This is a genomic window from Saccharopolyspora gregorii (assembly GCF_024734405.1).
GTDB classification, from domain to species: Bacteria; Actinomycetota; Actinomycetes; order Mycobacteriales; family Pseudonocardiaceae; genus Saccharopolyspora_C; species Saccharopolyspora_C gregorii.
Window position 1 is genome coordinate 5,681,661 of sequence record NZ_CP059556.1, and the last position, 23,773, is coordinate 5,705,433.

22 protein-coding genes and 1 tRNA gene are annotated in these 23,773 nt (G+C 70.2%); 7 read left to right on the plus strand and 16 right to left on the minus strand.

Annotated elements, in window-relative coordinates:
- Positions 1–32: 32 nt before the first annotated feature.
- Entirely contained in the window at positions 33–827 is a 795-nt protein-coding gene (locus H1226_RS24875; protein WP_258343277.1) for a polysaccharide pyruvyl transferase family protein, read from the plus strand.
- Between the two features lie 22 nt (positions 828–849).
- Here the strand turns inward: H1226_RS24875 and H1226_RS24880 are convergent, their stop codons facing one another.
- From H1226_RS24880 to H1226_RS24920, 9 genes are all read right to left on the minus strand, one after another.
- Positions 850–4,974 (minus strand): nSTAND1 domain-containing NTPase, encoded by a 4,125-nt coding sequence (locus tag H1226_RS24880; RefSeq protein ID WP_258343279.1) that lies wholly within the window; start codon positions 4,972–4,974, stop codon positions 850–852.
- Between the two features lie 645 nt (positions 4,975–5,619).
- Positions 5,620–5,696, minus strand: a tRNA-Leu gene (locus H1226_RS24885).
- A gap of 194 nt (positions 5,697–5,890) precedes the next feature.
- Positions 5,891–7,033, minus strand: coding sequence for an ATP-grasp domain-containing protein (locus H1226_RS24890; protein WP_258343280.1), 1,143 nt, complete (start codon positions 7,031–7,033; stop codon positions 5,891–5,893).
- 364 nt (positions 7,034–7,397) lie between these two features.
- A complete protein-coding gene (locus H1226_RS24895; RefSeq protein WP_258343282.1) occupies positions 7,398–8,720 on the minus strand; it encodes an NAD(P)/FAD-dependent oxidoreductase in 1,323 nt (440 codons plus the stop codon).
- 405 nt (positions 8,721–9,125) lie between these two features.
- Positions 9,126–9,662: a hypothetical protein gene (locus H1226_RS24900; RefSeq protein ID WP_258343285.1), complete on the minus strand. Its 537-nt coding sequence runs from the start codon at positions 9,660–9,662 to the stop codon at positions 9,126–9,128.
- The gene (locus H1226_RS24905; RefSeq protein WP_258343287.1) at positions 9,644–10,045 is read right to left on the minus strand and encodes a hypothetical protein; all 402 of its coding nucleotides are present in this window, start codon (positions 10,043–10,045) and stop codon (positions 9,644–9,646) included. The genes H1226_RS24900 and H1226_RS24905 overlap by 19 nt, the downstream gene beginning before the upstream one ends.
- Before the next feature lie 114 nt (positions 10,046–10,159).
- Positions 10,160–10,555, minus strand: coding sequence for a hypothetical protein (locus H1226_RS24910; protein WP_258343288.1), 396 nt, complete (start codon positions 10,553–10,555; stop codon positions 10,160–10,162).
- Position 10,556: 1 nt separating this feature from the next.
- Positions 10,557–11,255 carry a hypothetical protein gene (locus H1226_RS24915; protein ID WP_258343289.1) on the minus strand — a complete coding sequence of 233 codons (699 nt, stop codon included), beginning with the start codon at positions 11,253–11,255 and terminating at the stop codon, positions 10,557–10,559.
- Between the two features lie 37 nt (positions 11,256–11,292).
- Positions 11,293–11,595: a type VII secretion target gene (locus tag H1226_RS24920; protein ID WP_258343290.1), complete on the minus strand. Its 303-nt coding sequence runs from the start codon at positions 11,593–11,595 to the stop codon at positions 11,293–11,295.
- 293 nt (positions 11,596–11,888) lie between these two features.
- Between H1226_RS24920 and H1226_RS24925 the strand changes: the two genes are divergently transcribed.
- From H1226_RS24925 to H1226_RS24945, 4 genes are all read left to right on the plus strand, one after another.
- The gene (locus H1226_RS24925) at positions 11,889–12,272 is read left to right on the plus strand and encodes a hypothetical protein (protein WP_258343291.1); all 384 of its coding nucleotides are present in this window, start codon (positions 11,889–11,891) and stop codon (positions 12,270–12,272) included.
- 434 nt (positions 12,273–12,706) lie between these two features.
- Positions 12,707–12,964, plus strand: coding sequence for a FitA-like ribbon-helix-helix domain-containing protein (locus H1226_RS24935; RefSeq protein ID WP_224958918.1), 258 nt, complete (start codon positions 12,707–12,709; stop codon positions 12,962–12,964).
- On the plus strand, positions 12,964–13,365 hold the full coding sequence (locus H1226_RS24940) for a type II toxin-antitoxin system VapC family toxin (RefSeq protein WP_258343294.1): 402 nt from the start codon (positions 12,964–12,966) through the stop codon (positions 13,363–13,365). Before H1226_RS24935 ends, H1226_RS24940 begins: the two co-directional genes overlap by 1 nt.
- Positions 13,366–13,380: 15 nt before the next feature.
- Entirely contained in the window at positions 13,381–13,506 is a 126-nt protein-coding gene (locus H1226_RS24945) for a hypothetical protein (RefSeq protein WP_258343296.1), read from the plus strand.
- Between the two features lie 2 nt (positions 13,507–13,508).
- On the opposite strand, the gene H1226_RS24950 is transcribed toward H1226_RS24945, so the two are convergent.
- Positions 13,509–14,267, minus strand: coding sequence for a uracil-DNA glycosylase (locus H1226_RS24950; protein ID WP_373689985.1), 759 nt, complete (start codon positions 14,265–14,267; stop codon positions 13,509–13,511).
- A gap of 58 nt (positions 14,268–14,325) precedes the next feature.
- Between H1226_RS24950 and H1226_RS24955 the strand changes: the two genes are divergently transcribed.
- Positions 14,326–15,798 (plus strand): S10 family peptidase, encoded by a 1,473-nt coding sequence (locus H1226_RS24955; RefSeq protein ID WP_258343298.1) that lies wholly within the window; start codon positions 14,326–14,328, stop codon positions 15,796–15,798.
- A gap of 226 nt (positions 15,799–16,024) precedes the next feature.
- The gene (locus H1226_RS24960) at positions 16,025–16,849 is read left to right on the plus strand and encodes an SAM-dependent methyltransferase (protein WP_258343302.1); all 825 of its coding nucleotides are present in this window, start codon (positions 16,025–16,027) and stop codon (positions 16,847–16,849) included.
- Positions 16,850–16,891: 42 nt separating this feature from the next.
- Here H1226_RS24960 and H1226_RS24965 read toward each other — a convergent pair whose 3' ends face one another.
- The 6 genes from H1226_RS24965 to H1226_RS24990 form a co-directional block, all read right to left on the minus strand.
- Positions 16,892–17,893, minus strand: coding sequence for an ABC transporter ATP-binding protein (locus tag H1226_RS24965; RefSeq protein WP_224958908.1), 1,002 nt, complete (start codon positions 17,891–17,893; stop codon positions 16,892–16,894).
- Entirely contained in the window at positions 17,886–18,890 is a 1,005-nt protein-coding gene (locus H1226_RS24970) for an ABC transporter ATP-binding protein (protein WP_224958906.1), read from the minus strand. Before H1226_RS24970 ends, H1226_RS24965 begins: the two co-directional genes overlap by 8 nt.
- Before the next feature lie 10 nt (positions 18,891–18,900).
- A complete protein-coding gene (locus H1226_RS24975; protein ID WP_224958943.1) occupies positions 18,901–19,797 on the minus strand; it encodes an ABC transporter permease in 897 nt (298 codons plus the stop codon).
- 46 nt (positions 19,798–19,843) lie between these two features.
- Entirely contained in the window at positions 19,844–20,770 is a 927-nt protein-coding gene (locus H1226_RS24980; RefSeq protein WP_258343304.1) for an ABC transporter permease, read from the minus strand.
- Positions 20,771–20,845: 75 nt separating this feature from the next.
- The gene (locus H1226_RS24985; RefSeq protein WP_224966305.1) at positions 20,846–22,483 is read right to left on the minus strand and encodes a peptide ABC transporter substrate-binding protein; all 1,638 of its coding nucleotides are present in this window, start codon (positions 22,481–22,483) and stop codon (positions 20,846–20,848) included.
- Between the two features lie 206 nt (positions 22,484–22,689).
- A complete protein-coding gene (locus tag H1226_RS24990; RefSeq protein ID WP_224958902.1) occupies positions 22,690–23,643 on the minus strand; it encodes a Ppx/GppA phosphatase family protein in 954 nt (317 codons plus the stop codon).
- Between the last annotated feature and the right edge of the window lie 130 nt (positions 23,644–23,773).

The window sequence follows — 23,773 nt, forward strand, 5'->3', positions numbered from 1 at the left end:
TCGACGACCGCAGCCGAGGAGCCCCGCCGCACATGCCCGAGATCTTCGTCGTGCACCGCCGCGACCCGCACAACATCGGCGACATGGCCTGTCCGCCGTCCGACCACGTCGAGCACTTCCCGTGGCTGGCGGACGCCACCACCATCGACATCGAGCACGACATCCCGCGCTACGCGGACCGGTTGCGCCACGCCCACGTCATCTACGGCGGCGGCGGGCTCCTCGGCACCGGGTTCTTCGACCGGCAGCTCGACCACCTGCTGTCGCTGCGCCCGCCGAAGCTCGTCGTCTGGGGCGCCGGGCACAACAACAACGAGCGGCACTCGATCGAGGAGCTCCAGGTCCTGGACCGGTTCGACCTGGTCGGGCTGCGCGACCGCCCGGGCCCCGGGGGCCGCGAGTGGGTGCCGTGCACGAGCGCCCTGCTACCGGAACTCGACGATCCGGGCGAACCTCGCCACGACGTCGTCGCCTACCGGCACCGCGACCGGAAGCTGCCGTTCCCCGCCGACCTCGCCGAGTTCCCGATGCTCACCAACGGGCACCACGACCTCGGCGAGACGCTGGACTTCCTCGCGTCCGGCGAGGTGGTGGTGACGAACTCGTACCACGGCGCCTACTGGGCGACCTTGCTGGGACGGCGCGTCGTGGTCGTCGACCCGTTCGCGTCGAAGTTCCACGGGTTCCGCCACCGCGTGCCCGTGGTCGACGGCCGCGACTGGCGCACCGCGCTCGCCGACTCCCGCACCTACCCGGACGCGCTGCGGGAGTGCCGGGCGGCGGTGCTCGGCTTCGGCGACCGGGTGCGGGAGCTGTTCGGCCGCTGATCGCCGCGCCGCGGCCCCGCGGTCAGGTGCAGGGCGGCGAGTACGGGGTCTGCGGAATGGTCTGCTCCCACTGCGCGCGCGGCAGCACCCCGCGGGTGGTGGCGCAGATGCGGTCGATCGCGTACTGCTCGTCCAAGTCCCACAGCTGCGCGGTGTTGTCGCCGCTGGACGTGGCGAAGGTGCGGCCGTCCGGGCTGAACGACACCGTGTTCACCGCGGCCTGGTGCTCGGCGACGCTGTTGCCGATCGGCGACGGCCGCTGCGGGTCCGACACGTCCCACAACCGGACGGTGCGGTCTTCGCCCGCGGTGGCCAGCGTCTCGCCGTCCGGGCTGAACACCGCGGTCTTGACGATCTGGGTGTGCCCGATCAGCGGGTTCGCCCGCAGCCGGGGCGCGGCCGGGTCCGAGACGTCCCACAGCCGGACCGCCTTGTCCTGGCCCGCGGTGGCGATCGTGTTCCCGTCCGGGCTGAAGCTCGCCGTGTAGGTCTCCGTGTCGCCCGTGTCCAGCGGTTTCCCCACCAGCTTCGCGTGCGCGCGGTCGGAGACGTCCCACATCCGGACGGTGCCGTCGCTGCTCGCCGTCGCCAGCAGGCGGCCGTCCGGGCTGAAGTTCGCCTCGTTGATGTAGCCGCGGTGGCCGGTCAGCGGCCCGCCCACCCGCACCGGGTTCTCGGGATCGGCGACGTTCCACAGCTGCACGCTGTGGTCGTCGTCGCAGGTCACCAACGTCCGCCCGTCCGGGCTGAACTCCACCTCGCCCGCGTAGCGGGTGTTGACCTTGAACGACCGCCCGAGCGGTTTCGGGGCCGACCGGTCCCGCATGTCCCACAACCGCACCGTGCCGGAGCCCCCGCCGGTGGCCAGGATGCGCCCGTCCGGTCTGAACGCCGCCGCGTACACCGATCCGACCGGGCCGTCGTAGACCTCCAGCGGACCGGCCACCTGGCGCGGCACCCGGGTGGAGACGTCCCACACCCGCATCGTGTGGTCGTCGCCCGCGGTGATCAACGTCCGCCCGTCCGGGCTGAACAGCGCGGTGTTCACGCGCGCGGTGTGCCCGGACAGGATCCGCTCCGGCAGCGACCACAGCCGCACCGTGCCGTCGTCCGCTCCGGTCGCCAGGGTGGCGCCGTCCGGGCTGAACCCGACCGCGAACACGGTGCTGCTGCCCGAGCTGAGGCTTTGCCCCAGCCGGGTCGCGTTCGCCGGGTCGGTCACGTTCCACAGCAGCGCCGAGCTGTCCGCGCTGCCCGAGGCCAGCGTGCGGCCGTCGGGGCTGAACTTCACCGACCACACCGGGGCGTTGTGCCCGATGAGCGCGGGCCCGAGCTGCTCGGCCCGGGCCGGGTCGTGCACGTCCCACAACCGGATCGTCTTGTCCGAGCTGCCGGAGGCGAGCGTCCGGCCGTCCGGGCTGAACGCCACCGTGTGCATGCCCCCGGTGTGCCCGGTCAGCGGCTGCCCCAGCGGCGCCGGACGGGCCGGGTCCGCCACGTTCCACAGCCGGACGGTCCGGTCGTCACCGCTGGTCGCCAGCGTGCGGCCGTCCGGGGTGAACGCCAGGGTGCGGACCTGCGCGAAGTGCCCGGTCAGCGGATCGCCCCACGGCACCGGCCGGGCGGGGTCGGTCACGTTCCACAGCCGGGCGGTCCGGTCCTCGTTGGCGGTGGCCAGCGTGCGGCCGTCGGGGCTGAACGCGAGCAGGTAGATGGTGCCGTCGGTGCCGCCGATCGGCGGGCCCAGCGACTCCGGCCGAGCCGGGTCGGACACGTCGTAGAGCCGCACCAGGTGGTCGTCGCCCGCCGCCGCCAGGGTCCGGCCGTCGGGGCTGAACACGGCCGAGGTGACCCAGCTGCCGAACCCGGTCAGCGGCTTGCCCAGCTGCTTCGGGTGCATCCGGTCGGAGACGTCCCACAGCCGCACGGTCTCGTCGTAGCTGGCGGTGGCGAGCGTGCGCCCGTCCGGGCTGAACGTGGTCAGGTACACCGGCCCCTCGTGCCCGAGCACCGGCATGCTCAACGGCGAGTTCTGGGTGGACAGCAGCCGCGTGTACACGCCCTCGTCGTCCGGCCGCAGCCGCTCGGCCACCAGGTTCAGCTTGGCCGCGGCGGAAGGGTCTCCGGCCTGCAGCCGGTCGGCCTGCGCCAGCACCTGGCGGAACTCGGCGTCGTCCCGTTCCCGCACGGCGAGCACGGCCGCCACGGCGGCGACCGCGGCGAACACGCACACCGCGGCCGCCGTGCCGCGCCGGAACCACCCGGCCCGGCGCCGGTGCCGCATCGACGCGTGGAGGAACTCGTGGCTGATCGGCGCCAGTTCCGCCGAACCGACCTGGTCCGCCCAGTGCTGGGCCGTTTCCAGCCGTGCCCCGCGGTACAGCAGCGAAGGGTCCCGGTCCTCCTGCCGCCACGACTCGGCGTCCCGTTCCAGCCGCTGCCGGGCGAGGTTGCCCGCCCGGTCCTGGTCGATCCAGCTGCGCAGCCGGGGCCACGCGTACAGCAGGGCTTCGTGGCTGATCTCGGCCGAGTCGGCGTCCAAGGTGACCAGCCGCGCCGTGGTGAGCACGTTCAGCGCCCGTGCCGCGGCGTCGCGGTGTTCGGCGTGCTCGACGATCTCGGTGTAGGTGGCGCGCCTGCGGGTGTCCTGGGTGTCCTCGCCGACGTGCACCAGCCGCAGCAGCACCTGCCGCGCCGCGGCCTGCCCGCCTTCGGCGAGTTCCGCCCACGCGCGCTCCGCGGTGGCCGCCACCGCGCCCTGGATGCCGCCTGCCGCGCGGTAACCAGCGATGGTGAGCTTCCCCGACTGCCTGCGCTGCCAGGTCACCATCAGCGCGTGCGAGAGCAGCGGCAGCGCACCGGCGTCGTAGGCCCGCTGGGACGGTTTGCCGTACGCGCGGCCGACGCTGACCCCGAGGTCGCGCAGCAGCACGTCCACCAGGCCCGGTTCGATCTGCAGCCCGGTCGCCTTCGCCGGCCCGGTGATGGCCTTCCGCAGCTCGGCGACGGTCATCGCGCCCAGGACCATCTGCCGGTGCTGGAGCGCTTCGGCGAGTTCCGGGAAGTCCAGGCAGCGGGCGTAGAAGTCGGCCCGCAAGCCCAGCACCACCAGCCCGGGCGGGGTGCCGCCCGCGAATCCCGTCGTGCAGCAGGCGTTGAGCACCTGGACGAACAGCGCTCGCGCGCGCTCGTCCCGGCACATCGTGAACGCCTCCTCGAACTGGTCCACCACCAGCACCAGCCGCGCTTCGTCGCCGGCGGCGCGGCGCACGTGCGCACCGACGGCGTCCCGGACCGACTCGGCGAAGCGGAACTCCGCTTCGGCATCCCGGTCCTCCGAGCCCGGGTCCTCCACGTCCTCGGCGCACCGGTCCGCTGCGCCCGGTGCGGCACCTCGGCGGTCGGCGGTGGCGAGGACCTCGTTGAGCTCGGGGATCAGCTCGGTGAGCGCGCGGAGCGGGTCCTCCCCCGGCGTGGTGGTGCGGACCGGCCACGTCGAGGAGCCTTGCTCGGCCAACGCCCCTCCGGTGAGCGCGGGGAGCAGGCCGGCGCCCAGCAGCGAGGACTTCCCGGCACCGGAGGCACCGACCAGCATCGTGATGCCGCCTTCATCGGCAGCGGCGGCGAGGCGTTCCACCAGCGTGGTCGTCGCGCGCTCCCGCCCGAAGAACCAACCGGACTCCTCCTGTCCGAACGCGGCCAGCCCGCGGTAGGGGCACAGCCCTCCGTCGACGGGCGGGGTCTCGGCGGCATCGCTCTCCTCGGCGGCGGGCGCCGGGTCGGGAGCGCTCAGCGGGCTGGTGAGCGCTTCTTCCCAACGGGCCCGCCAGGCCGACAGGTCGTACAGTCCTTCCACCGGAGGTTGCGGTTGGTGCTTGCGGGCCTCGCCGATGAGGATTTCGAGCACCACGGAGAGCGCGGCGAACCGGGCGGGCACGTTGCGCCCGCGCCGCCAGTCGCTGATCCGCTGAGCGGTGGACCGGATCGGCCTGCCGCGCTCGTCGAGCCGCCGGGCCCGCTCCACGGCGTCGGCCACCCGCTTCAGCGGAGGGTCACCCGCGGTCACGTACAGCAGCGCGAACCGTTCCGCGAACAGCGCCCGCACGCCGGTGCCCGTCGCCGAAGCCCCCGCTTTCCGGTCCGTCATCCCCGTCCTCCTCCGGTCCGGATCCGGACCGGAAAATCCGGTACCCGCCGTTGAGCAGGTACTTCACCACGCTCCGGACGCGGGCCAGCACACATCCACGCCGTCGCCTGCCATGCTCTGACACGGGCTGCGCCGAACGGGCCACGGACGGTCGATGCGCGCGAACCGACCGAACGGTCCGGACAGCAGCCGAGTGGCGGTAGGTGTGCCGCTGAGGTGACTGGGGGTTTCGTCAGCGGCACACCGCACCACCTGGCTTCCGCCGGCAGCAAGCGGAATTCGGTCCGTCACACCGCACCGGAATCGAGAACCACCGAGCGATCACGAGAGTACGCGGAAACACCCCGACCACTCATGGTGGTCGGGGAAATCCGCGTCTCCGTGATGTCCTGAGCACGGCTCCGCCGGGCGTCCGGTGCGAATGGGCTCGGTCCGCTCCACGGGGAATCGGGTGCCCGGTCGAGCCGTTGGCGTGCGGTGCCGGGCTGCCGGGTGTGGAGGTGGCGCGCCGGCCGGGAACGCCCTCGGGGCGGTCGGATCACGGGCGTTCGCTGCCGCGGGGACCTCGAAGCTTCCGGCGCGACGCCGTCAGCCGGGTCCCTGCGGGCGGGGCCCGCCAGGTGGTGGCGAGTCGCCGTCGTGCTGTGGTGCCCCCGGTCGGGATCGAACCGACACTCGGACGAGTTTAAGTCGTCTGCCTCTGCCAGTTGGGCTACGGGGGCTGGGCCTCAGCGCGCGACCGAGGAGGACCTCGGGAGCGGGCCGAGCCGTAATGGTGCCGACCGGCGCTGGACCGTTCGCCACCGCCGGTTCGGACGCACCGACTCTGCCCCCGGTTCCCACCGATCGGAAGCCGCCGAGCAGAGCAAGCCGCTCCCCCCGGTGCGCGGCGACCGGCGGTCCGCGCGGCCCGCGATCACCGGTCCCACCTCGGCGCCGAGGTGGTCGCCGCGAGGTGCTCGTAGCGTTCGGCGACCCAGCGGTGCACGGCGGTGGAGACCGCGTCGTCCTGCGCCCGGTGCTCGAACCAGCGCCAGTCGCAGTTCACGTTGACCTCCAGGAACACGTGGTCGGACTCCGCGGCGAGCAGGTCGAACGCCGCCACGTGCAGCCGCCAGAAGCGGCACAGCGCCAGCAGCCGCGTCTTCAGACCCGCGGGCAGCTCGACCCGCTCCACGACCACCGAGTCCGGGTCGACCCACAGCTGCGCCGGATCGAGCTTGTCCACCCGGTAACCGATGACCTCGTCGCCGACGACGAAGGCGCGGATCTCGTGCTCGGAGCCGACGTACTGCTGCACCAGCACCGGGGCCGGCTCGCGCGCTTCCGCGGAGTGCCGGATGTCCAGCGGCCGTGGGAAGAGCCCGCGCAGCGCGCCCGGTTCAGGTTCGAGCATGTGGTGGCCCGCGGTCTTGACGATGCACTGGCCGCCGCCCGGGCGGTTCCGGCCCGGCAGCGTGGTCACCGCGGTGCGCGGCACCCGGAAACCGAAGGAGGCGGCGTCTCGCAGCTGCGTGAGCCGGTCCAGGTGCGCGCTGGAGCGCACCGGGTTGATCTGCTCCCAGTCGGCGCGGCCGGACAGCCAGCCGGACACCGCGCGCCACTGCTCGCGGACGTAGGCGCCGTGCACGGTCGTCGGGTCCACGGGCAGCGCCGTGATGTCGAAGTGCCGCCGCCACACGACGATCGGCCGCAGCAGCCAGCGTTCGAGCTCGATCAGCGGGGTGTCGGTGTAGACGGTGAGCGCGATGTCCAGGCACCGGTCGGCGTCGATGCGCACCATCCGGATGTTGCGTTCCGCCAGCGCGAGCGAGAGCTCGTTCATCTCCATGTCCGCAGCCCGCGCGAGCACCAGCACGCACGGGATCGGATCGCCGTCGCCGTCGTCGACCAGGTCCGCGCGGTGCACGCGCTCCTGGAAGTCGAGGCTGGTGTCGGCGGAGCGGAAGAAGTAGTCCTGACCTTGCAGCAGCAGCGGCCCGGGACGGAAGTCGGCGGCGGCGGGTCCGGTCGTGGGGCCGAACGGGTGCGCGAAGTCGTCCGCCGCCCCCTCGGTCATACCCCGGTCCTCCTGCGGTGCCGCCATCACCGGTGCGCGATGGTCCGGCGGGTGCTGCGCTCGGTCAGTCGTCCTTCTTGCGGAACACCTCGGAAGCGGCCTGGTACTCGGCCGCGAAATCGGCGAGCGGGCCATCCTGCACTTCGTCGCTGCGCAGCAGAGCCGCAAGTTCCTGGAGAGTCAAAGGATTCACCCCTTCCCCAACTGAGGCATCCTTTTGAGTGACGACGCCCCGACAGTCTTCGATTACCCGCTACTCATCGTCAAGGGTAGCGGGTCACCCGATCGCCTGCACGGAGCAGCCCCCACTCGTATGCGAATCACCGCGTGCTCATGGAGCACGCGGTGATCACCCGGAGTGCGGTCAGCTTGCCGCGGCCCGCTCGAAGTCGGCCTTCGGATTCTGGATCTGACCCATCGACACGGCTTCCCGCTTGAACAGGAAAGCCAGCGTCCAGTCGATGACGATCCGCATCTTGCGGTTGAAGGTGGGCATCCGGCTCACGTGGTACGTGCGGTGCATGAACCAGGCGACGAAACCCTTGGCCTTGAACCCGTAGACGTCGGCGACGCCCTTGTAGAGCCCGAGGCCCGCCACCGAACCGGCGTAGGCGTGGCGGTACTCCTTGGTGGACTTGCCACGCAGCGACGCCAGCAGGTTCTTGCCGAGCTGGTTCGCCTGGCGCACCGCGTGCTGCGCGGACGGCGCGCAGGTCGCGTTCGGGTCGGTGTCGGCCTTCGAGAGGTCCGGCACCGCCGAGCAGTCACCGGCGGCCCACACGTTCGGCAGGCCCTCGACCTGGAGGTGCGAGGTGGCCTTGATCCGGCCGCGCTCGTCGAGCGGCAGGTCGGAGTTCTTCAGCACCGGGTTGGCCTTGACACCCGCGTTCCACACCAGCGTGTCGGTGTCGAACTCGGTCCCGTCGGAGAGCACGGCGTGCCCGTTCTCCACCGACTTCAGGAAGGTGTTCAGGTAGACCTGGATCCCGCGCTCTTCCAGGGCCTTGACGACGTAGACGCCCATCTTCTCGCTGACCTCGGGCATCACGCGCCCGGCGGCCTCGACGAGGACCCACCGCATGTCCTCCGGCGAGATGGACTCGTAGTAGCGGGTGGCGTAGCGGGCCATGTCCTCCAGCTCCGCCAGCGCCTCGGCTCCGGCGAAGCCGCCACCGACGAAGGTGAAGGTGAGCAGCCGCTTGCGCAGCTCCTCGTCGGAGGTGTTGGCCGCCGCGTCCATCTTCGCCAGCACGTGGTTGCGCAGGTAGATGGCTTCACCGACGGTCTTGAGGCTGATGCCTTGTTCCGCCAGGCCGGGGATGGGCAGGAGTCGGGACACGGAGCCCAGCGCCACCACGAGCACGTCGTAGGGGAGCTCTTCGGGACCCGTCTGCGGGTTCTCGATCGTCACGACCTGGTCGGCGTGCTTGATCTCGGTGACACTGGCGGTGATCACATGACACCGCTTCAGGACTCGTCGCAGTGGCGCTACCACGTGGCGAGGCTCGACCGAGCCCGCCGCCGCTTCCGGTAGGAAGGGCTGGTAGGTCATGTGCGGCTGAGGATCGACCACGGTGACGGAGGCTTCACGACGTCCCAGCTTGGACTGAAGCTGAAGCGCCGTGTACATGCCGACATAGCCGCCGCCGAGGATGAGAATCCGGGTGGGTTCGGATTTACCAGCCATGCCGATATGGTCGCACCACTGGAATGGGACACGGTCCGCAGACCCCCCCTAATGTGACGCCAGTCGCGCGTGGCACTGATCACGATCGACGCGCTGTGCGCGGGCGGCTGCGCTCGGTACGCGGATCCATCGAGCGGGAGGGCCGGAGTGTTCGCCACCCTACCGACTTTTCCGGCCGGATAGCCACCTCGCCGCAGCATCTTCCGCGTTCCCGGGAGTTCGACGTCGGATCACCGCTCACCCGCGTTGACCAGGCACAGCACCGGAAACGAGCGCTTCGCGCGAGCGCGGACGGTGCCGTCGGGCCGTTCGCCACGATCAAGAAACCGGTGCTCACGGGCGCTGAACCGGTACGGCGCAACGGATTCGCCACACCCGCCCGACCGGAGCGGCTCCGGCAGCGACTCACGCCTGCACCACGGCGATGCCCCGTCTACCGACCGCACGAGGCCCGATCTCCTCGCACGCGGGGGAATCGGCGGCCGAGCCGAGGTCGCCGCCGAGTTCCGCCGACTCCCGGTCACCGCCACCTCCTGCCGGGCCCGGGAACCCGGAGAGCAGGTGGCGCATGCCGTCCGGATCCTCGGTGAGCAGCACGACCGGACGAGCGAGCCCCAGCGCGACCGCCGCGACCACCGCGTCCACTGTGGAGTTGACCCGGTGGCCCGCCGCGCCACCGGTGGTGCAGTTCCCGCCGAGACGGGCGTCCTCCGGACGCACCGGGAGGACCTTGATCCGATCGAGCACCGCCGCGAGCTCCGACCCGGCACCGGAACCGAGCATCGCTTCGGCGAGCGTCACCGCGCTGATGACCACGTGGGCCCGGCGTGCGCGGGCGATCTCGACGTGCCCGCGGACGCGCACGTCACCGGCCGCGAGCTTGCGCACGGCAGCGGCGTCGAGCAGGAGCGTGCCGCCCGCGGCTATTCGTGGTCGGGCCATGCAAGCCTCGCCTTCTCCAGCACCGCCGACGGCACCCGTCCGTGTTCGCGTTCGAGCAGGTCGGCGAGCTCGGCCAGCAGATCCAGCTCCAGCTGCCGCGCGACCGCATCCGTGACGTACTGGCTGAACGCGCCGCGCCCGACCCGCTGCTGCACCGCAGCCGTCAGGTCCTCCGGGATCGACACGCTCACCTTGCGCGCCCGACCCGACGACCGGATCTCCCCGGACGCCGCGGGGTGCACGACGTCCACGCCCCCTGGTGGCATCCCCGCCGACCGGTACCGCCCCACCAGCTCCGCCAACCGATCCGCGAACTCGGGCAACCGCCGCCCTTCGAGATCGGGCGAACTCGTCTCACCCGTTTCCTGCCGCTCCACTTCCATGCCCTGATACTACCGGCGGTGGCAACGAAAAACTCGAGAACGCCGCATGTTCACTCGAACACGTGATCGGCTCACCGTCGCTCGGCCGGACACCACCGCTCCGGGCGCCGCCGGTCACAACAGCCAGTCGCGCTGACTGAAGTCCTCGTCCTCTTCGGGCTCACGGACCGACGGCCTCGTCTCGGACGCAGTCGCTCCCGCGGCCTCCGCTGCGCGAAGATCGGCGAACTGCGCCTCGCCGGTCGCAGCAAGCTCCGCGCGCTCCTCCTCGGAGAGCTTCTCGTAATCCTGCGCACCCTTGCGGACCAGGGGATCCAGACCGGCTGCGAACACATCCGACGTGATCACATCGCGGAGTCCTCGCCGCCCCGAAAGCACCTCGTCGACCAAGCGCTTGAACCCAGGATCATCGACCTTGTCCCGAAGCACCCCGAGGGAGTTCTTCAGGTGTCGTGACAACGCCACATCACCGCGCGCCACATCGAGCGTGGTCTCCTCGTCACCCTGCACGTCACACCGCCGGATGGTCGTAGTCGGATCCGGGCAGCTGGTGCTGGTCCAGGTCCCGCAGCGCTGACGCGTAACCGGCGACCAAGCCGACGAATCCTTGAGCGGCGTTCCAGGCGATGGTGTGGGCCTGCAACGCCTGCCCCCACACGCCCATCGCTTTGGTCAACGTCGCTGCGAACGCGGCACCGGAGAGGACCGGGCCGATGACCGTCCAGCTGCTCGCGGCCGCCGCCGCGAGCTCCAGTCCCATGGCGATGAGCAGGTCCAAGAGCATCTCGAGGAAGCTCTTGATCGAGTTCGCGGCTTCGTACATCCCGACCGCCATGTTCTTGAACTGCGAAGCGAGCTGCTGAAGCGTCTCTTCTTGCGCGCGGATGGCAACGCTCAACTCGCTGAAATAGGCGGCCGCGCCCTCTGCCGCATTGCCCTGCCAGTCGTGCGCGACCCCGTCCATCCCCGACGAGTTGGCCCGCGCGAACTCGACGTTGAAGTCGGCCAGGTGCTCGAGCGCGACCCCTGCCTTCTGCACGGTCTCCCAGTCACCGGCGAACTGCTCGGCCACCCAAGCCCACGGGTTGGTCCCGCAGACCATCTCCGCTGCCTGTCCGACCCAGTACGACAAGCTGATGTACTGGCTCGCCCCGATCACGTTCTCGACGAGATCGGGGATCGGATCGGACGGCTCCGGCGCGACCAGCACCGATGCAGGCGAACCCCCCACGTTCGTTCCTCACTCCTCATTCGTAGGAGCGGTCGAGCCGCTCCGCTTGTTCTCGGTCGGTGTCCCGATAGAACTGGGCCGCCTTGTCCACTTCCGAAGACGCCGCGCGCTGCAACTCCGCCAGCTTCCGGTAGTTCGCGGTCAGCGCGGCTTTCGCATCCTCCGCGGCCTCCACGGCCGTCGCGAACATCCGACCCTCCGCGTAGCCGAAGCTGATCCAGTCCTCGACGTAGTCGACTGCTTTGCCGGCGTCTGCGACCCGTTCGCCGAGTCCGCTCGCGAAGTCCGCGATGCCCTTCGGATCGGCCTTGAACCCCACTGAAATCACCTTCAGCACCCAGTAGCTCTCATCAGCGGGGGATGCGGCCCCCGCCCACACGTCGAAACCGTTCGACGGCGGCTTTCTACCACGCCGATAGGGTGCGCAGTTCAAGTTGGGCGAACGGGGGTCTGATGGTGCGAGGACGGGCTGCGACGAGCGTTCGGGTGCCTGCTGAGCTGGCGGAACGACGCGGAGCGCTGCCGCGGTGCTGTTCCAGGCACGGCCGGGAATCAGTGCGCGCGGTCGACTTCGCGCTGCAATCACGAGCGGAACCCGGCAGCGGCCGGTTGATGAGCGCCAACCCGCTCGGGATGGCGGGCAGGCTCGGTGAACGAGCTCAGCGGGTGCGGATCACCCGGGTGCGCGGTTGGCCGTTGTGCCGGGCGTGCGCGTGGCGGCGGACCACCGGCTTGGTGCTGGCGAACGCGATGTTCTGGGGCGGGCTGGCCGCGATCGCCGGTGCACTGGTGGTGCGGGTGAGCGCCGGTGCGCAGAGCTCCGCGCTGGGCGCGCTGCTGCTGGTCGGGTTCTTCGCCGCCCTCGCTTCGGTGCTGCCGTTCGCGTTCGGGTCGTTGGCGCGGGTCAGCGGGGCTCGCACGTCGGAGGACGGTGCAGAGGTCGTGGTCGACGATCCGCACCCGGAGTTCGCCGCGGCGCTCCGCGACGCGCGGTGAGGTCAGATCCCGGCGAGCTCGCGGGCGCGGCGCAGCACGTCGCGCAGCATCTCCGGAGTGAGCGTTCCGGTGAAGGTGTTCTGCTGGCTCACGTGGTAGCAGCCCAGCAGGTTCAGATCCGCGCCGCCGTCCCGCCACCTTGCGCGCCCGACCCGACGACCGGATCTCCCCGGACGCCGCGGGGTGCACGACGTCCACGCCCCCTGGTGGCATCCCCGCCGACCGGTACCGCCCCACCAGCTCCGCCAACCGATCCGCGAACTCGGGCAACCGCCGCCCTTCGAGATCGGGCGGCGCCGCGCCACCTCGTCCCTCTCGCTCCGCTCGCATACTCACATGCTACCGGCGGTGGCAACATCCGATCCACCCGAAGAACACTCGATCACCCCGTCGAGTGCCCCCGCAGACGGCGAACGCATGTATATTGCATGCACATGGTGGCCTTGCAGATTCGCGACGTACCCGAGGACGTGCGTGACACGTTGGTCGACAGAGCGCGCGCACAGGGGCAGTCCCTGCAGGCGTACCTGTTGTCGCTGGTCGAAGCCGAGGCGCGCCGTTCGGAGAATCGAGCCGTCCTCTCCCGCTTCTCCGGCCGGTCGGACGGGAGCAGGGTCGCAGCGGGCGATACCGCCGATGAACTCCGCGGCATGCGCGACGAGCGCGGGCTCGACGAGAACGGCGGCGGTTAGTGCTGGTCGTGGACGCATCGGCGCTGGCCGATGCCCTGCTCGACGACGGTCCAGCAGGACGTCGGGCTCGGGAAGCACTGGCCACCGACGACCACTGGGCGGCGCCTTCGCACCTCCCCGTTGAGGTCATGTCCGTGATCCGCGGTCGGCTGCTGGGCCAGAAGATCACCCTCGAACGTGCTGAAGACGCCATGACCGCTTTGGTCGACATGGCGGTGGACGAGGTCGGCCCCGCGCGGATCCTCCCCCGCATGTGGGAGCTGCGCGGCAACATCACCGCGTACGACGCCGCATACGTCGCGGCCGCAGAGCTGCTGGGGTGCCCGCTGCTGACTGGAGATCGCAGGCTGTCCCGCGCTCGTGGTGTCCGTTGCGAGATCCGGACGATCGTCGACGCCTAGTTCGCCCTCGCTTCGGTGCTGCCGTTCGTGTTCGGGTCGTTGGCGCGGGTCAGCGGGGCTCGCACGTCGGAGGACGGTGCAGAGGTCGTGGTCGACGATCCGCACCCGGAGTTCGCCGCGGCGCTCCGCGACGCGCGGTGAGGTCAGATCCCGGCGAGCTCGCGGGCGCGGCGCAGCACGTCGCGCAGCATCTCCGGAGTGAGCGTTCCGGTGAAGGTGTTCTGCTGGCTCACGTGGTAGCAGCCCAGCAGGTTCAGATCCGCGCCGCCGTCCCGCGCCGGTAGCACCGCCTCCGCGCCATGACCGAACTTCGGGCGCGGCGACGGGACCGCCCAAGCCGCGTCGTGCAGCACCGGCAGCACCGCCTGCCAGCCGAAACCACCCAGCACCAGCACCACCCGCACCGTGTCCCGCAGCAGCACCAGTTCGCGGGCCAGCCACGGCCGGCAGGTGTCCCGCTCGGCCGGGGTCGGCTTGTTCGCGGGCGGGGCGCACCGCACCGGCGAGGTGATCCGGGTGCGGTGCAGCACCAGGCCGTCGCCGAGCCCGTGCGCGTGCGGCTGCGACGCCAGCCCCACGTCGTGCATCGCCCGGTAGAGCACGTCCCCGGACCGGTCACCGGTGAACATCCGGCCGGTCCGGTTCGCGCCGTGCGCCGCCGGTGCGAGGCCGACGACCGCGATCGCCGCGTCCGGCGGGCCGAACCCGGGCACCGGGCGCCCCCAGTAGGTCTGGTCGCGGAACGCCGCCCGCTTCTCCCGCGCCACCTGCTCCCGCCACTCCACCAACCGGGGGCACGCGGTGCAGCGCGCGATCCGCTCGTCCAGCACGCCCAGTTCGCGGGCGCCGCGGGCCGCTGCGGCGGGATCGGTGACGGGGTCGTCGACCAGCTCGGAGATCACGCCTCCACGGTCGCAGAAACCTCGCCGTCCCGCGGGTTCCGGCACGTAGAGTTCGGTCATGGCAGCCACCGAAACGAGCACCGGCGAAACCGGGCAGGAAACGACGACGGCCCCGGCCGAACCGACCGACGACCTGGTCAGCACGCACCACACGATCACCGCGGCGGGCGGTGAGCTGTCCTACACCGCGACCACCGGCCGCATCGTGCTGCGCGAGGAGGTCACCACCGACGGCAAGTTCGACGGGCTGAAGGCGAAGGCCGAGGTGCACCTGACCTCGTACGTCGTCGACAGCGCCGAACCGCGCCCGGTGACGTTCGCCTTCAACGGCGGTCCCGGTTCGGCCAGCGTGTGGCTGCACCTGGGGGTGCTGGGGCCGCGCCGCGTGCTGTCCGGGGACACCGGATCGCTCGCCGCTCCGCCCTACGGGCTCGCCGACAACCCGGAGACCTTGCTGGCCGAGAGCGACCTGGTGTTCATCGACCCGGTCTCCACCGGGTACTCGCGGGCCGTCAACGGCGGCGAGCCCGCGGACTTCCACGGCTACCAGCGGGACATCGAGTCCGTCGGCGAGGTCATCCGGCTGTGGACCTCGCGGAACGGGCGCTGGATGTCGCCGAAGTACCTGGCCGGCGAGTCCTACGGCACGCTGCGCGCAGCGGCGCTGGCCGAGCATCTCCAGGACAAGCACGGGCTGTACCTGAACGGGCTGCTGCTGATCTCGTCGGTGCTGGACATGGGCACCATCCGGTTCACCGAGGGCAACGACCTGCCGCACGTGCTGTACCTGCCGACGTACGCGGCGATCGCGCACCACCACGGCAAGCACGGCGACCGGCCGCTGCCCGAGGTGCTGGAGGAGGCGGAGAAGTTCGCCTCCGGCGACTACGCGTGGGCGCTGTCCCGCGGCGCGCGGCTGCCCGCGTTCGAGCGCGCCGACGTCATCCGCCGCACCGCCGAGCTCACCGGCCTGTCCGAGGACTACGTGGACCGGGCGAACCTGCGCATCGAGCACCTGCGGTTCTTCACCGAGCTGCTGCGCTCCGAACGCCGCACCGTGGGCCGGATGGACGGGCGCTTCGTCGGCTGGGAGCCGGACGCCGCGGGCGAGCGGATGACCGACGACCCGAGCGTCTCCGGAATCATCGGCGCCTATTCCGCGGCCATCAACCACTACCTGCGCCAGGAACTCGACTACGCCAACGACCTGCCGTACGCGCTGCTGAGCAATCGGGTGCAGCCGTGGTCGTACAAGGAGTTCGAGGGTTCCTCGGTTTCGGTGGTGGACAAGTTGGGTGCCGCGATGCGCACCAATCCGCACCTGCGGGTGCACGTCGCCGCCGGGTACACCGATGGCGCCACACCGTATTACGCGGCGGAGCACGTGCTGGCCCGGCTGCCCATTCCCGAAGAGCTGCGCAGCAACATCGAGGTCCGCTACTACCCGGCGGGCCACATGATGTACGTGCACGAGCCGTCCCGGGTCCAGCAGTCCGCTGACCTGGCCGAATTCATCCGCCAGGGCGGCTAGCGGCAGCCCCGGGGTCCGCGGCACGCACCGCCGCGGACCCCGGTGCGCGCGCATTCCAGGAATGGCTGATCACCGTGCGTTCGGAATCGGTGACGAATTGCAGCCGGACGTTTCGGTTGTGCATTCCCCCGATTCTGGCGAGAACCGGTCAGCGCACCTGCGGTTCTGCACTTCGACCGCGGAACGGGCATGGTCAACTTCCGTTCCTTGTTGCAACATCAAAGGCATGGGCGCCAACGAGTACGACCTGTTCCGGAACATGCCCTCGGTGCCCGACACCGATCGCCCGAACTCGGCCCGCATGTACGACTACTACCTCGGCGGCTCCGCGCACTTCGCGATCGACCGCAAGGCGGCCGACGACGCGCTGGAGGTGCTGCCGCAGTCCGCGGTGTACGCGCGGGCGAACCGGGCGTTCCTCGGGCGGGTGGTGCGCTTCCTGCTCTCGGAGGGCGTCGACCAGTTCCTCGACCTGGGTTCCGGCATCCCCACCGTGGGCAACGTGCACGAGATCGCGCACCGCATCGATCCGTCGACGCGGGTCGCCTACGTCGACCACGAGCCGGTGGCGGTGGCGCACGCCCAGCGGATGCTCACCGGGCAGTCCAACGTGACGATCACCCAGGCCGACGTGCGGGATCCGCAGAGCGTGCTCACCGCGCCCGGGGTGGCCGGGATGCTCGACTTCTCCCGGCCGATCGCGGTGCTGGCCATCGCGATCCTGCCGTTCGTGCCGGACGACGAGGAGGTGCACCGGCTCGTCGCCAGCTACCGGGAGGCGAGCGCTCCGGGCAGCTGGCTCGCGATCTCGCACATCTCGCAGGTGTCCGCCACCGACGAGCAGGTGCGGGTGGCGCACGAGGTGATGGCGCGGACGCCGACCCCGGTGCTGTGGCGCGACCGGGACAGCGTGCTGAGCCTGTTCGACGGGTACGTCCTGGCCGATCCGGGGCTGGTGCTCTCGCCGCTGTGGCGCCCCGATTCGCAGATCAGCTTCGGCGAGGCGGGGCAGGCGAACGCCTACGGCGGGGTGGGCCGGCTCGACGCGTGAGCGCGCGCCCCGCCCTGAGCCGGGCGGGGCGCGCTCGCGCGATCAAGCGACGACGTGCGGCCGTTCCTCCGCGAAGTGGCAGGCCGCCGGGTGTTCGCCCAGCCGCACCTCCAGCTCCGGCGCGCTCTCCGCGCAGATGTCCTGCGCCTTCCAGCACCGGGTGCGGAAGCGGCAGCCCGACGGCGGGTTCGCCGGGCTCGGCACGTCCCCGGTCAGCCGGATGACCTCGCGCTTGCCGCGCAACGTCGGGTCCGGCACCGGAACCGAGGACAGCAGCGCCTGCGTGTACGGGTGCTGCGGGTGCTCGTAGATCTGCTCGTCGGTGCCGATCTCCACCATCTTGCCCAGGTACATCACGCCGACCCGGTCCGACAGGTGCCGCACCACGCCCAGGTCGTGGGCGATGAACACGTACGAGAGGCCGAACTCCTGCTGCAGCTCGCCCAGCAGGTTCATCACCTGCGCCTGGATCGACACGTCCAGCGCCGACACCGGCTCGTCGCAGACGATCACCTTCGGACGCAGCGCCAGCGCCCGCGCGATGCCGATGCGCTGCCGCTGGCCGCCGGAGAACTGGTGCGGGTAGCGCTGCAGGTGCTCGGGGTTGAGCCCCACCACCTCCAGCAGTTCCTGCACCTTGCGCTGCCGGTCGCCCTTCGGCGCCACCTCGGGGTGGATCTCGAAGGGTTCTCCGATGATGTCGCCGACGGTGCGGCGCGGGTTCAGCGACGTGTACGGGTCCTGCAGCACGATCTGCATGTCGCGGCGCAGCTTGCGCAGCTCGGCGCCGCGCATCTTGAACATGTCGCGGCCTTCGAAGGTGGCGGAGCCGCTGGTCGGCATTTCCAGCCGCATCAGCACTTGCGCCAGCGTGGACTTCCCGCAGCCGGATTCACCGACGATGCCTAGCGTCTCGCCCTTGTTCAGGTCGAACGAGACGCCGTCCACGGCGCGCACCTGCCCGACGGTGCGCTGGAAGACGATGCCGCGGTTGATCGGGAAGTGCTTGACCAGGTCCCGCACTTCGAGGATCGGCTCACTCACTGGTCATCAGCTCCTCGGCGAAGTGGCAGGCGCTGGTCCGGCCGCCCCCGAGCAGGTGCTGCTCGGGAACCTGCTCCTGGCAGCGGTCCTGGGCGCGCGGGCAGCGCGGGTGGAACGGGCAGCCGCTGGGAATCTTCATCAGGTTCGGCGGCAGGCCCTTGATCGTGTCCAGGTCCTGGCCCTTCAGGTCCAGGCGCGGGATCGACCGCATCAACCCCTCGGTGTAGGGGTGCCCGGGCTGCGCGTAGAGGCTGTAGGCGTCGGCGGCCTCGACGATGCGGCCCGCGTACATCACCACGATCCGGTCCGCGACCTCCGCGACCACGCCGAGGTCGTGGGTGATGAGGATCAGGCCCATCCCCCGCTCGCGGCGCAGCTCGTCGAGCAGGTCCATGATCTGGGCCTGCACCGTCACGTCCAGCGCGGTGGTCGGTTCGTCGGCGATGAGCAGCTTCGGGTCCAGCGCCAGCGACATCGCGATCATCGCCCGCTGCCGCATGCCGCCGGAGAACTGGTGCGGGTACTCCTTCACGCGCTGCTTCGCGTTCGGGATCTTCACCATGTCCAGCAGTTCCACGGCGCGAGCGGTGGCGTCCTTGCGGGACATGCCGCGCCGCAGCCGCAGCTGCTCGGCGATCTGGAAGCCGACGGTGAACACCGGGTTCAGCGCCGACAGCGCGTCCTGGAAGATCATCGCCATCGAGTCGCCGCGCAGCTCGCGCCGACGGGCGTCGGTGGCGGTGAGCAGGTCCTCGCCGTCGTAGCGGATGGCGCCGCCGGTGATGAAGCCCGGCGGGGTGTCCAGGATGCCCATCACGGTCTGGGCGGTGACGCTCTTGCCGGAGCCGGATTCGCCCAGCACGGCCAGCGTCTCGCCGGGGTCGACGTGGTAGCTGACGCCGTTGAGCACCTTCGCGACGCCGTCGCGGGTGCGGAACTCCACGTGCAGGTCCTCGACGTCGAGCAGCCGCCCTGCCTTCTCGTCCTTGTCGGACACAGCGGTCCTCCTACTTCTGCTTCGGGTCGAGCGCGTCGCGGACAGCGTCACCGAGCATCACGAACGCCAGCACGGTGACCACCAGGAACCCGGCGGGGAACAGCAGCAGGTGCGGGGCGGTCTCGATGTAGTCGCGGGAGTCCGCGATCATCACGCCCCAGGACACCACCGGGTACTTCAGCCCGAGGCCCAGGTAGGACAGCGTGGCCTCGGCGCCGATGAACCCGCCGAGCGCGATCGTGGCGTACACCAGCACCGGCGCGAGGCAGTTCGGCAGCATGTGCCGCAGGATGATCCGCGACGGCTTCGCCCCCAGGGCGCGCGCCGCCTTCACGTAGTCCTGCTGCTTCGCCGAGATCGCCGCGGACCGCATGATGCGCATCGCGATCGGCCAGGACAGCGCCGCGATCGATCCCACCACCTGCAGGATCACCCGGGTTCCGCTGGGGATGTCACCGGGCTGGTTGAAGGTGGTCAGGATGACGATGGCGCCGAGCACGAACGGCAGGCCGAGGAAGATCTCGGAGAACCGGGACAGCAGGTTGTCCAGCCAGCCGCCGTAGTAGCCGCCGATGATGCCGACGACGGAGCCGATCAGCACCGTGCCCAGCGTCGCGAGCACGCCGACCGCGATGGACGCGCGGGCGCCGTAGACGGCGCGCGCGTAGATGTCCCGCCCCTGCACGTCGTAGCCGAACCAGGCGTCCGCGGACGGGCCCTGCCGCGCGTTGGTCAGGATCGCGTTGTTCGGGTCGGCGGAGGTGAACAGCTGCGGGAAGGCGACCATCAGCAGCAGCACGAAGATGATCGCCGAGGAGATCAGGAACAGCGGCCTGCGGCGCAGGTCCCGCCAGGCGTCGGCCCACAGGCCGCGCGGCTTCTCGGGCTTGATCTCGTGGGCCGCCATCGGGTCGGTCCCGGATTGCGTGGTGGTGACGACAGTGGCAGTCGGTTCAGTCATATCGAATCCTCGGGTCCAGGACCGCGTACAGGATGTCCACCAGGAGGTTCATCAGCAGGTAGACCAGCACCAGCAGCGTGACGATGCCGGTGACGGTCATGCCTTCCTTGGTGAGGATGGCCTTGTAGACCAGCCCGCCGATGCCCCGGATGTTGAACACGCCTTCGGTGACGATGGCCCCGCCCATGAGCGCACCCAGGTCGGTGCCCAGGAAGGTGATCACCGGGATCATCGAGTTCCGCAGCAGGTGCACGCCGACGACGCGGCGCGGTTCCAGACCCTTCGCGTAGGCCGTGCGCACGTAGTCGGCGCGCTTGTTCTCCATCATGCTCGTCCTGGTCAGCCTGGCCACGTAGGCCATCGACAGGCTGCCGAGCACGAAGCCCGGTACGAGCAGCTCGCCGAACGTGGGGTCCGACCCGACGGATGTCTTGATCAGGTCCAGTTCGGTGCCCAGCCACACCTTCAGCACGAAACCGGTGACGAACACCGGCAGCGAGATCAGGAACAGCGTGGAGACCAGCACCAGGCTGTCCAGGAACCCCTTGCCGCGCAGGCCGGTGATGATGCCGGCCAGGACGCCGATGACGGCCTCGATGACCAGCGCCACCAGGGCCAGCCGCACGGTCGTCGGGTAGGCGTTGGCGATCAGCTGGGAGATCTGGACACCGTTGTAGGTCTCGCCGAAGTCCCCGCTGAACAGCTGCGCGAGGTACTTGAAGTACTGCACGACGAGCGGGTCGTCCAGGTTGAACTGCTCCGTCATCTCCTTGACGTACGACTCCGGGCAGGGCCGCTCACCGCACTTGCCGGCGAACGGATCACCCGGGACGGCCCACACCATCGCGTAGATGAGGAATGTGGTGCCGATGAAAACTGGGATCAACTGCAACAGCCGTCGCAGTACGTAACGTCCCACCGGTCCTCCTGTGCACGAAGAACGCGGCCCGGCCCGCCCCGTGCGTTCCGGGGCGAGCCGGGCGCCTCGCTCTGCTTACTGCTGCTTCAGCGTCACCGACGTCAGGTCCAGCTTGCGGAACGGCGTCGCCTTCGCTTCGGCCAGCCGCTCGGTGGAGAAACCGGCCTGGACCGGCTGGGTCCACAGCGGGATCACCGGCATGTCGTTGGCCAGCAGCTTCTCCGCGTCCGCGTAGAGCTTGTTGGCCGCTTCCACGTTCGGCGCGGCGTTGGCCTTGTCCAGCGCGGCGTCGAAGGCCGGGTTGGAGTACTCGCCGTCGTTCGAGGACGCACCGGTGCGGTACAGCTGCGTCAGGAACGTCTCGATGTTCGGGTAGTCCGCGACCCAGCCGGTGCGGTACATGCCGGTGAACTCGCGGGCGTTGGCCTGGCGGCGGAACTCGCTGAAGGTGGGGGTCGGCGTGTACTGCACGTCGATGCCCAGGTTCTGGCGGATGCTGGACGCGACCGCCTCGGACCACTCGTTGTGGCCGCCGTCGCCGTTGGTGATGATCGTCAGCGTGCCGTCGAACCCGCCGGCCTTGGCCAGCAGCTGCTTGGCCTTCTCCGGGTTGAACGTGCAGTACTCGCCGCACTGGCCGGGCACGAAGCCCTCGACCGACGGGGAGGTCCAGCCGTCGGCGGGCTGGCGGCTGCCGGCGAAGATCTGCTGGGTGATCGTCGGGCGGTCGATCGCCATCGAGATCGCCTTGCGCAGGTCCGGGTTCTTGAAGCGCTCGTCGTAGAGCGGGAACGCGATGTTCTGGGTCAGCAGACCCGGCTTCTCCTGGGCACCTTCGCCGAGGTCGGCGCGCCACTTGTCACCGGTGAGCGCCGAGACCGGCACCTGACGGATGAAGTCGAGGTTGCCCGAGACCAGGTCCTGGTAGGCGGTGTCGAGCTCGTCGTAGACCTTGAACTCGACCGCGCCGACCTTGGCCTTGTCCTCGCCCTTGAACTCGTCGTAGCGGGTGACGGTGAGGCTCTCGTTCGGCGACCGGGAGTCGAACTTGAACGGGCCGTTGCCGATCGGCTTGTCCTCGAACCCGTCCTTGTCGGTGTAGAACACCTCGGGCAGCGGGTAGAACGCCGAGTAGCCCAGCATGGTCGGGAAGATCGCCAGCGGGGCCTTGAGCTCGACCTGGAACGTGTTCGGGTCGAGGACCTTCAGCCCGGACATCGTCTCGGCGGTCGGCTTCGGGGCCTCCTGCGGGCCGCTCGCGCCGTCCGGGTCCGCGGGGTTGACGTCGTCGTAGCCCTTGATCTGCTCGAAGAAGCTCGCGCCCTGCTGCCCGTTCGGGCCGTAGGCGGTGTAGTTCCAGGCCTTGACGAAGCTGTCGGCGGTGACGGGGGACCCGTCGTGGAACGTCCAGCCCGGCTTGATCTTGATGGTGAACGACTTGTTGTCAGGCGAAGGAGTGATCTGCTCCGCCATCTCGTTGCTCACCGAAGCGTCGTCCGGCGAGTACTTGACCAAGCCGGAGAAGATCGAGTCGATGACGTTGCCGCCGTTGACCTCGGTGGTGTTGCCGGGGATCAACGGGTTCTCCGGCTCGCCCCACTCGACGGTGACCGTGTCCGCCGACGCCGAACTCCCGCCGCCACCGCAGCCGGAGGCCAGCAAGGCCACCGCCAGCGGGGCCGCCAGCATCGCGGCCAGACGTCCCTTTCGCATGCGTCCTCCCACTTCCCACGCGCGCCCCTGCGAGGATTTCTCGGGGTCACACCTCGCGGCGACGATGTTCACCACCGCGATAGATGAGCGTAAACATAAATGAGAAACCCCCACCCGCAGTGCTCCGTCACAAATCCGTCACTTTCTGGTTCGATCCAGAAACCAACCTATCCACACGCCGGAGGCGATCGACCACACTCTGAGAACTAGCTGATAGACAGGGCGATCCCGTCCAGGATGTCGTGCTCGGACACCGCGACCGCATCGATCCGGGCGCGCTCGGCCAGCTCGTCGGCGAGGACCTTGACGACGAGCGCACCACCACTGATCACGTCGACCCGACCCGGGTGCATGGAACCGATCGCAGCGCGTTCTTCATGAGTCATCGCCAACAGCTCCGAAGTCGTTTCTCCGAGCTGTTTCTGGGATAAACGGGAAAGGTGAATTGCCGCGGGATCGTAAACCGGCAAGTTCTGCGCCACCGCGGACAGCGTGGTCACCGTTCCGGCGACTCCGACCCAGGTCCGGGCGCCGGAGGCGTCCACCGCGGCGAACGCCTCGTCCAGGATGCCGCGGGCGACCCGTTCGGCCTCGGCGACGTCCGCCGCGGACGGCGGGTCGGTGTGCAGGCAGCGCTCGGTGAGCCGCACGCAGCCGACGTCGGCGGAGAAGGCCGCGTCGATCCGGGCTTGCGCGCCGTCCCAGCTCCCCACGACGAGCTCGGTGGAGCCACCCCCCACGTCGGTGACCACGAACGGGCCGTCGGCGGGGTCGAAGTCACCGACCGCACCGATGAACGACAGGCGCGCCTCCTCGTCCCCGGTGATCACCTCGGCGTCGACGCCGAGGGTCTCGCGCACCATCGCGAAGAAGACGTCCCGGTTCGCGGCGTCGCGGGTCGCCGAGGTCGCCACCATCCGGATCCGCTCCACGCCCTTGCGGCGCGCGATGGCCGCGTAGTCGACGAGCGCCGCCCGGGTGCGCTCCAGCGCTTCCTCGGCGAGCCGTCCGGTGGCGTCGACGCCCTGGCCGAGCCGGACCACCCGCATCTCGCGGTGCACGTCGCGCAGGTCGCGGACGCCGTCGGAGCTCGCGGTCACGTCGGCCACCAGCAGCCGGATCGAATTCGTCCCGCAGTCGATCGCGGCCACCCTGGACATGGGCTTCTCCTCGCTCTGGTCGGTGCTCCGGAGCGATTGCCCCGTTCCTCGATCGGCGACCACGCTAGCGGCTGCCGGGGAACGGTTCGGCGCGGACTCACCGGCGGCGTGTCGGCGCAACCCGGGACGG

Coding starts and splice junctions, on each gene's coding strand:
- H1226_RS24990 (WP_224958902.1), bottom strand. CDS start 23,643: ATGTCCAGGGTGGCCGCGATCGACTGCGGGACGAATTCGATCCGGCTG.
- H1226_RS24925 (WP_258343291.1), top strand. CDS start 11,889: ATGAGCGCCAACCCGCTCGGGATGGCGGGCAGGCTCGGTGAACGAGCT.
- H1226_RS24880 (WP_258343279.1), bottom strand. CDS start 4,974: ATGACGGACCGGAAAGCGGGGGCTTCGGCGACGGGCACCGGCGTGCGG.
- H1226_RS24875 (WP_258343277.1), top strand. CDS start 33: ATGCCCGAGATCTTCGTCGTGCACCGCCGCGACCCGCACAACATCGGC.
- H1226_RS24905 (WP_258343287.1), bottom strand. CDS start 10,045: ATGGAAGTGGAGCGGCAGGAAACGGGTGAGACGAGTTCGCCCGATCTC.
- H1226_RS24895 (WP_258343282.1), bottom strand. CDS start 8,720: ATGGCTGGTAAATCCGAACCCACCCGGATTCTCATCCTCGGCGGCGGC.
- H1226_RS24960 (WP_258343302.1), top strand. CDS start 16,025: ATGGGCGCCAACGAGTACGACCTGTTCCGGAACATGCCCTCGGTGCCC.
- H1226_RS24985 (WP_224966305.1), bottom strand. CDS start 22,483: ATGCGAAAGGGACGTCTGGCCGCGATGCTGGCGGCCCCGCTGGCGGTG.
- H1226_RS24935 (WP_224958918.1), top strand. CDS start 12,707: ATGGTGGCCTTGCAGATTCGCGACGTACCCGAGGACGTGCGTGACACG.
- H1226_RS24890 (WP_258343280.1), bottom strand. CDS start 7,033: ATGACCGAGGGGGCGGCGGACGACTTCGCGCACCCGTTCGGCCCCACG.
- H1226_RS24975 (WP_224958943.1), bottom strand. CDS start 19,797: ATGGCGGCCCACGAGATCAAGCCCGAGAAGCCGCGCGGCCTGTGGGCC.
- H1226_RS24955 (WP_258343298.1), top strand. CDS start 14,326: ATGGCAGCCACCGAAACGAGCACCGGCGAAACCGGGCAGGAAACGACG.
- H1226_RS24900 (WP_258343285.1), bottom strand. CDS start 9,662: ATGGCCCGACCACGAATAGCCGCGGGCGGCACGCTCCTGCTCGACGCC.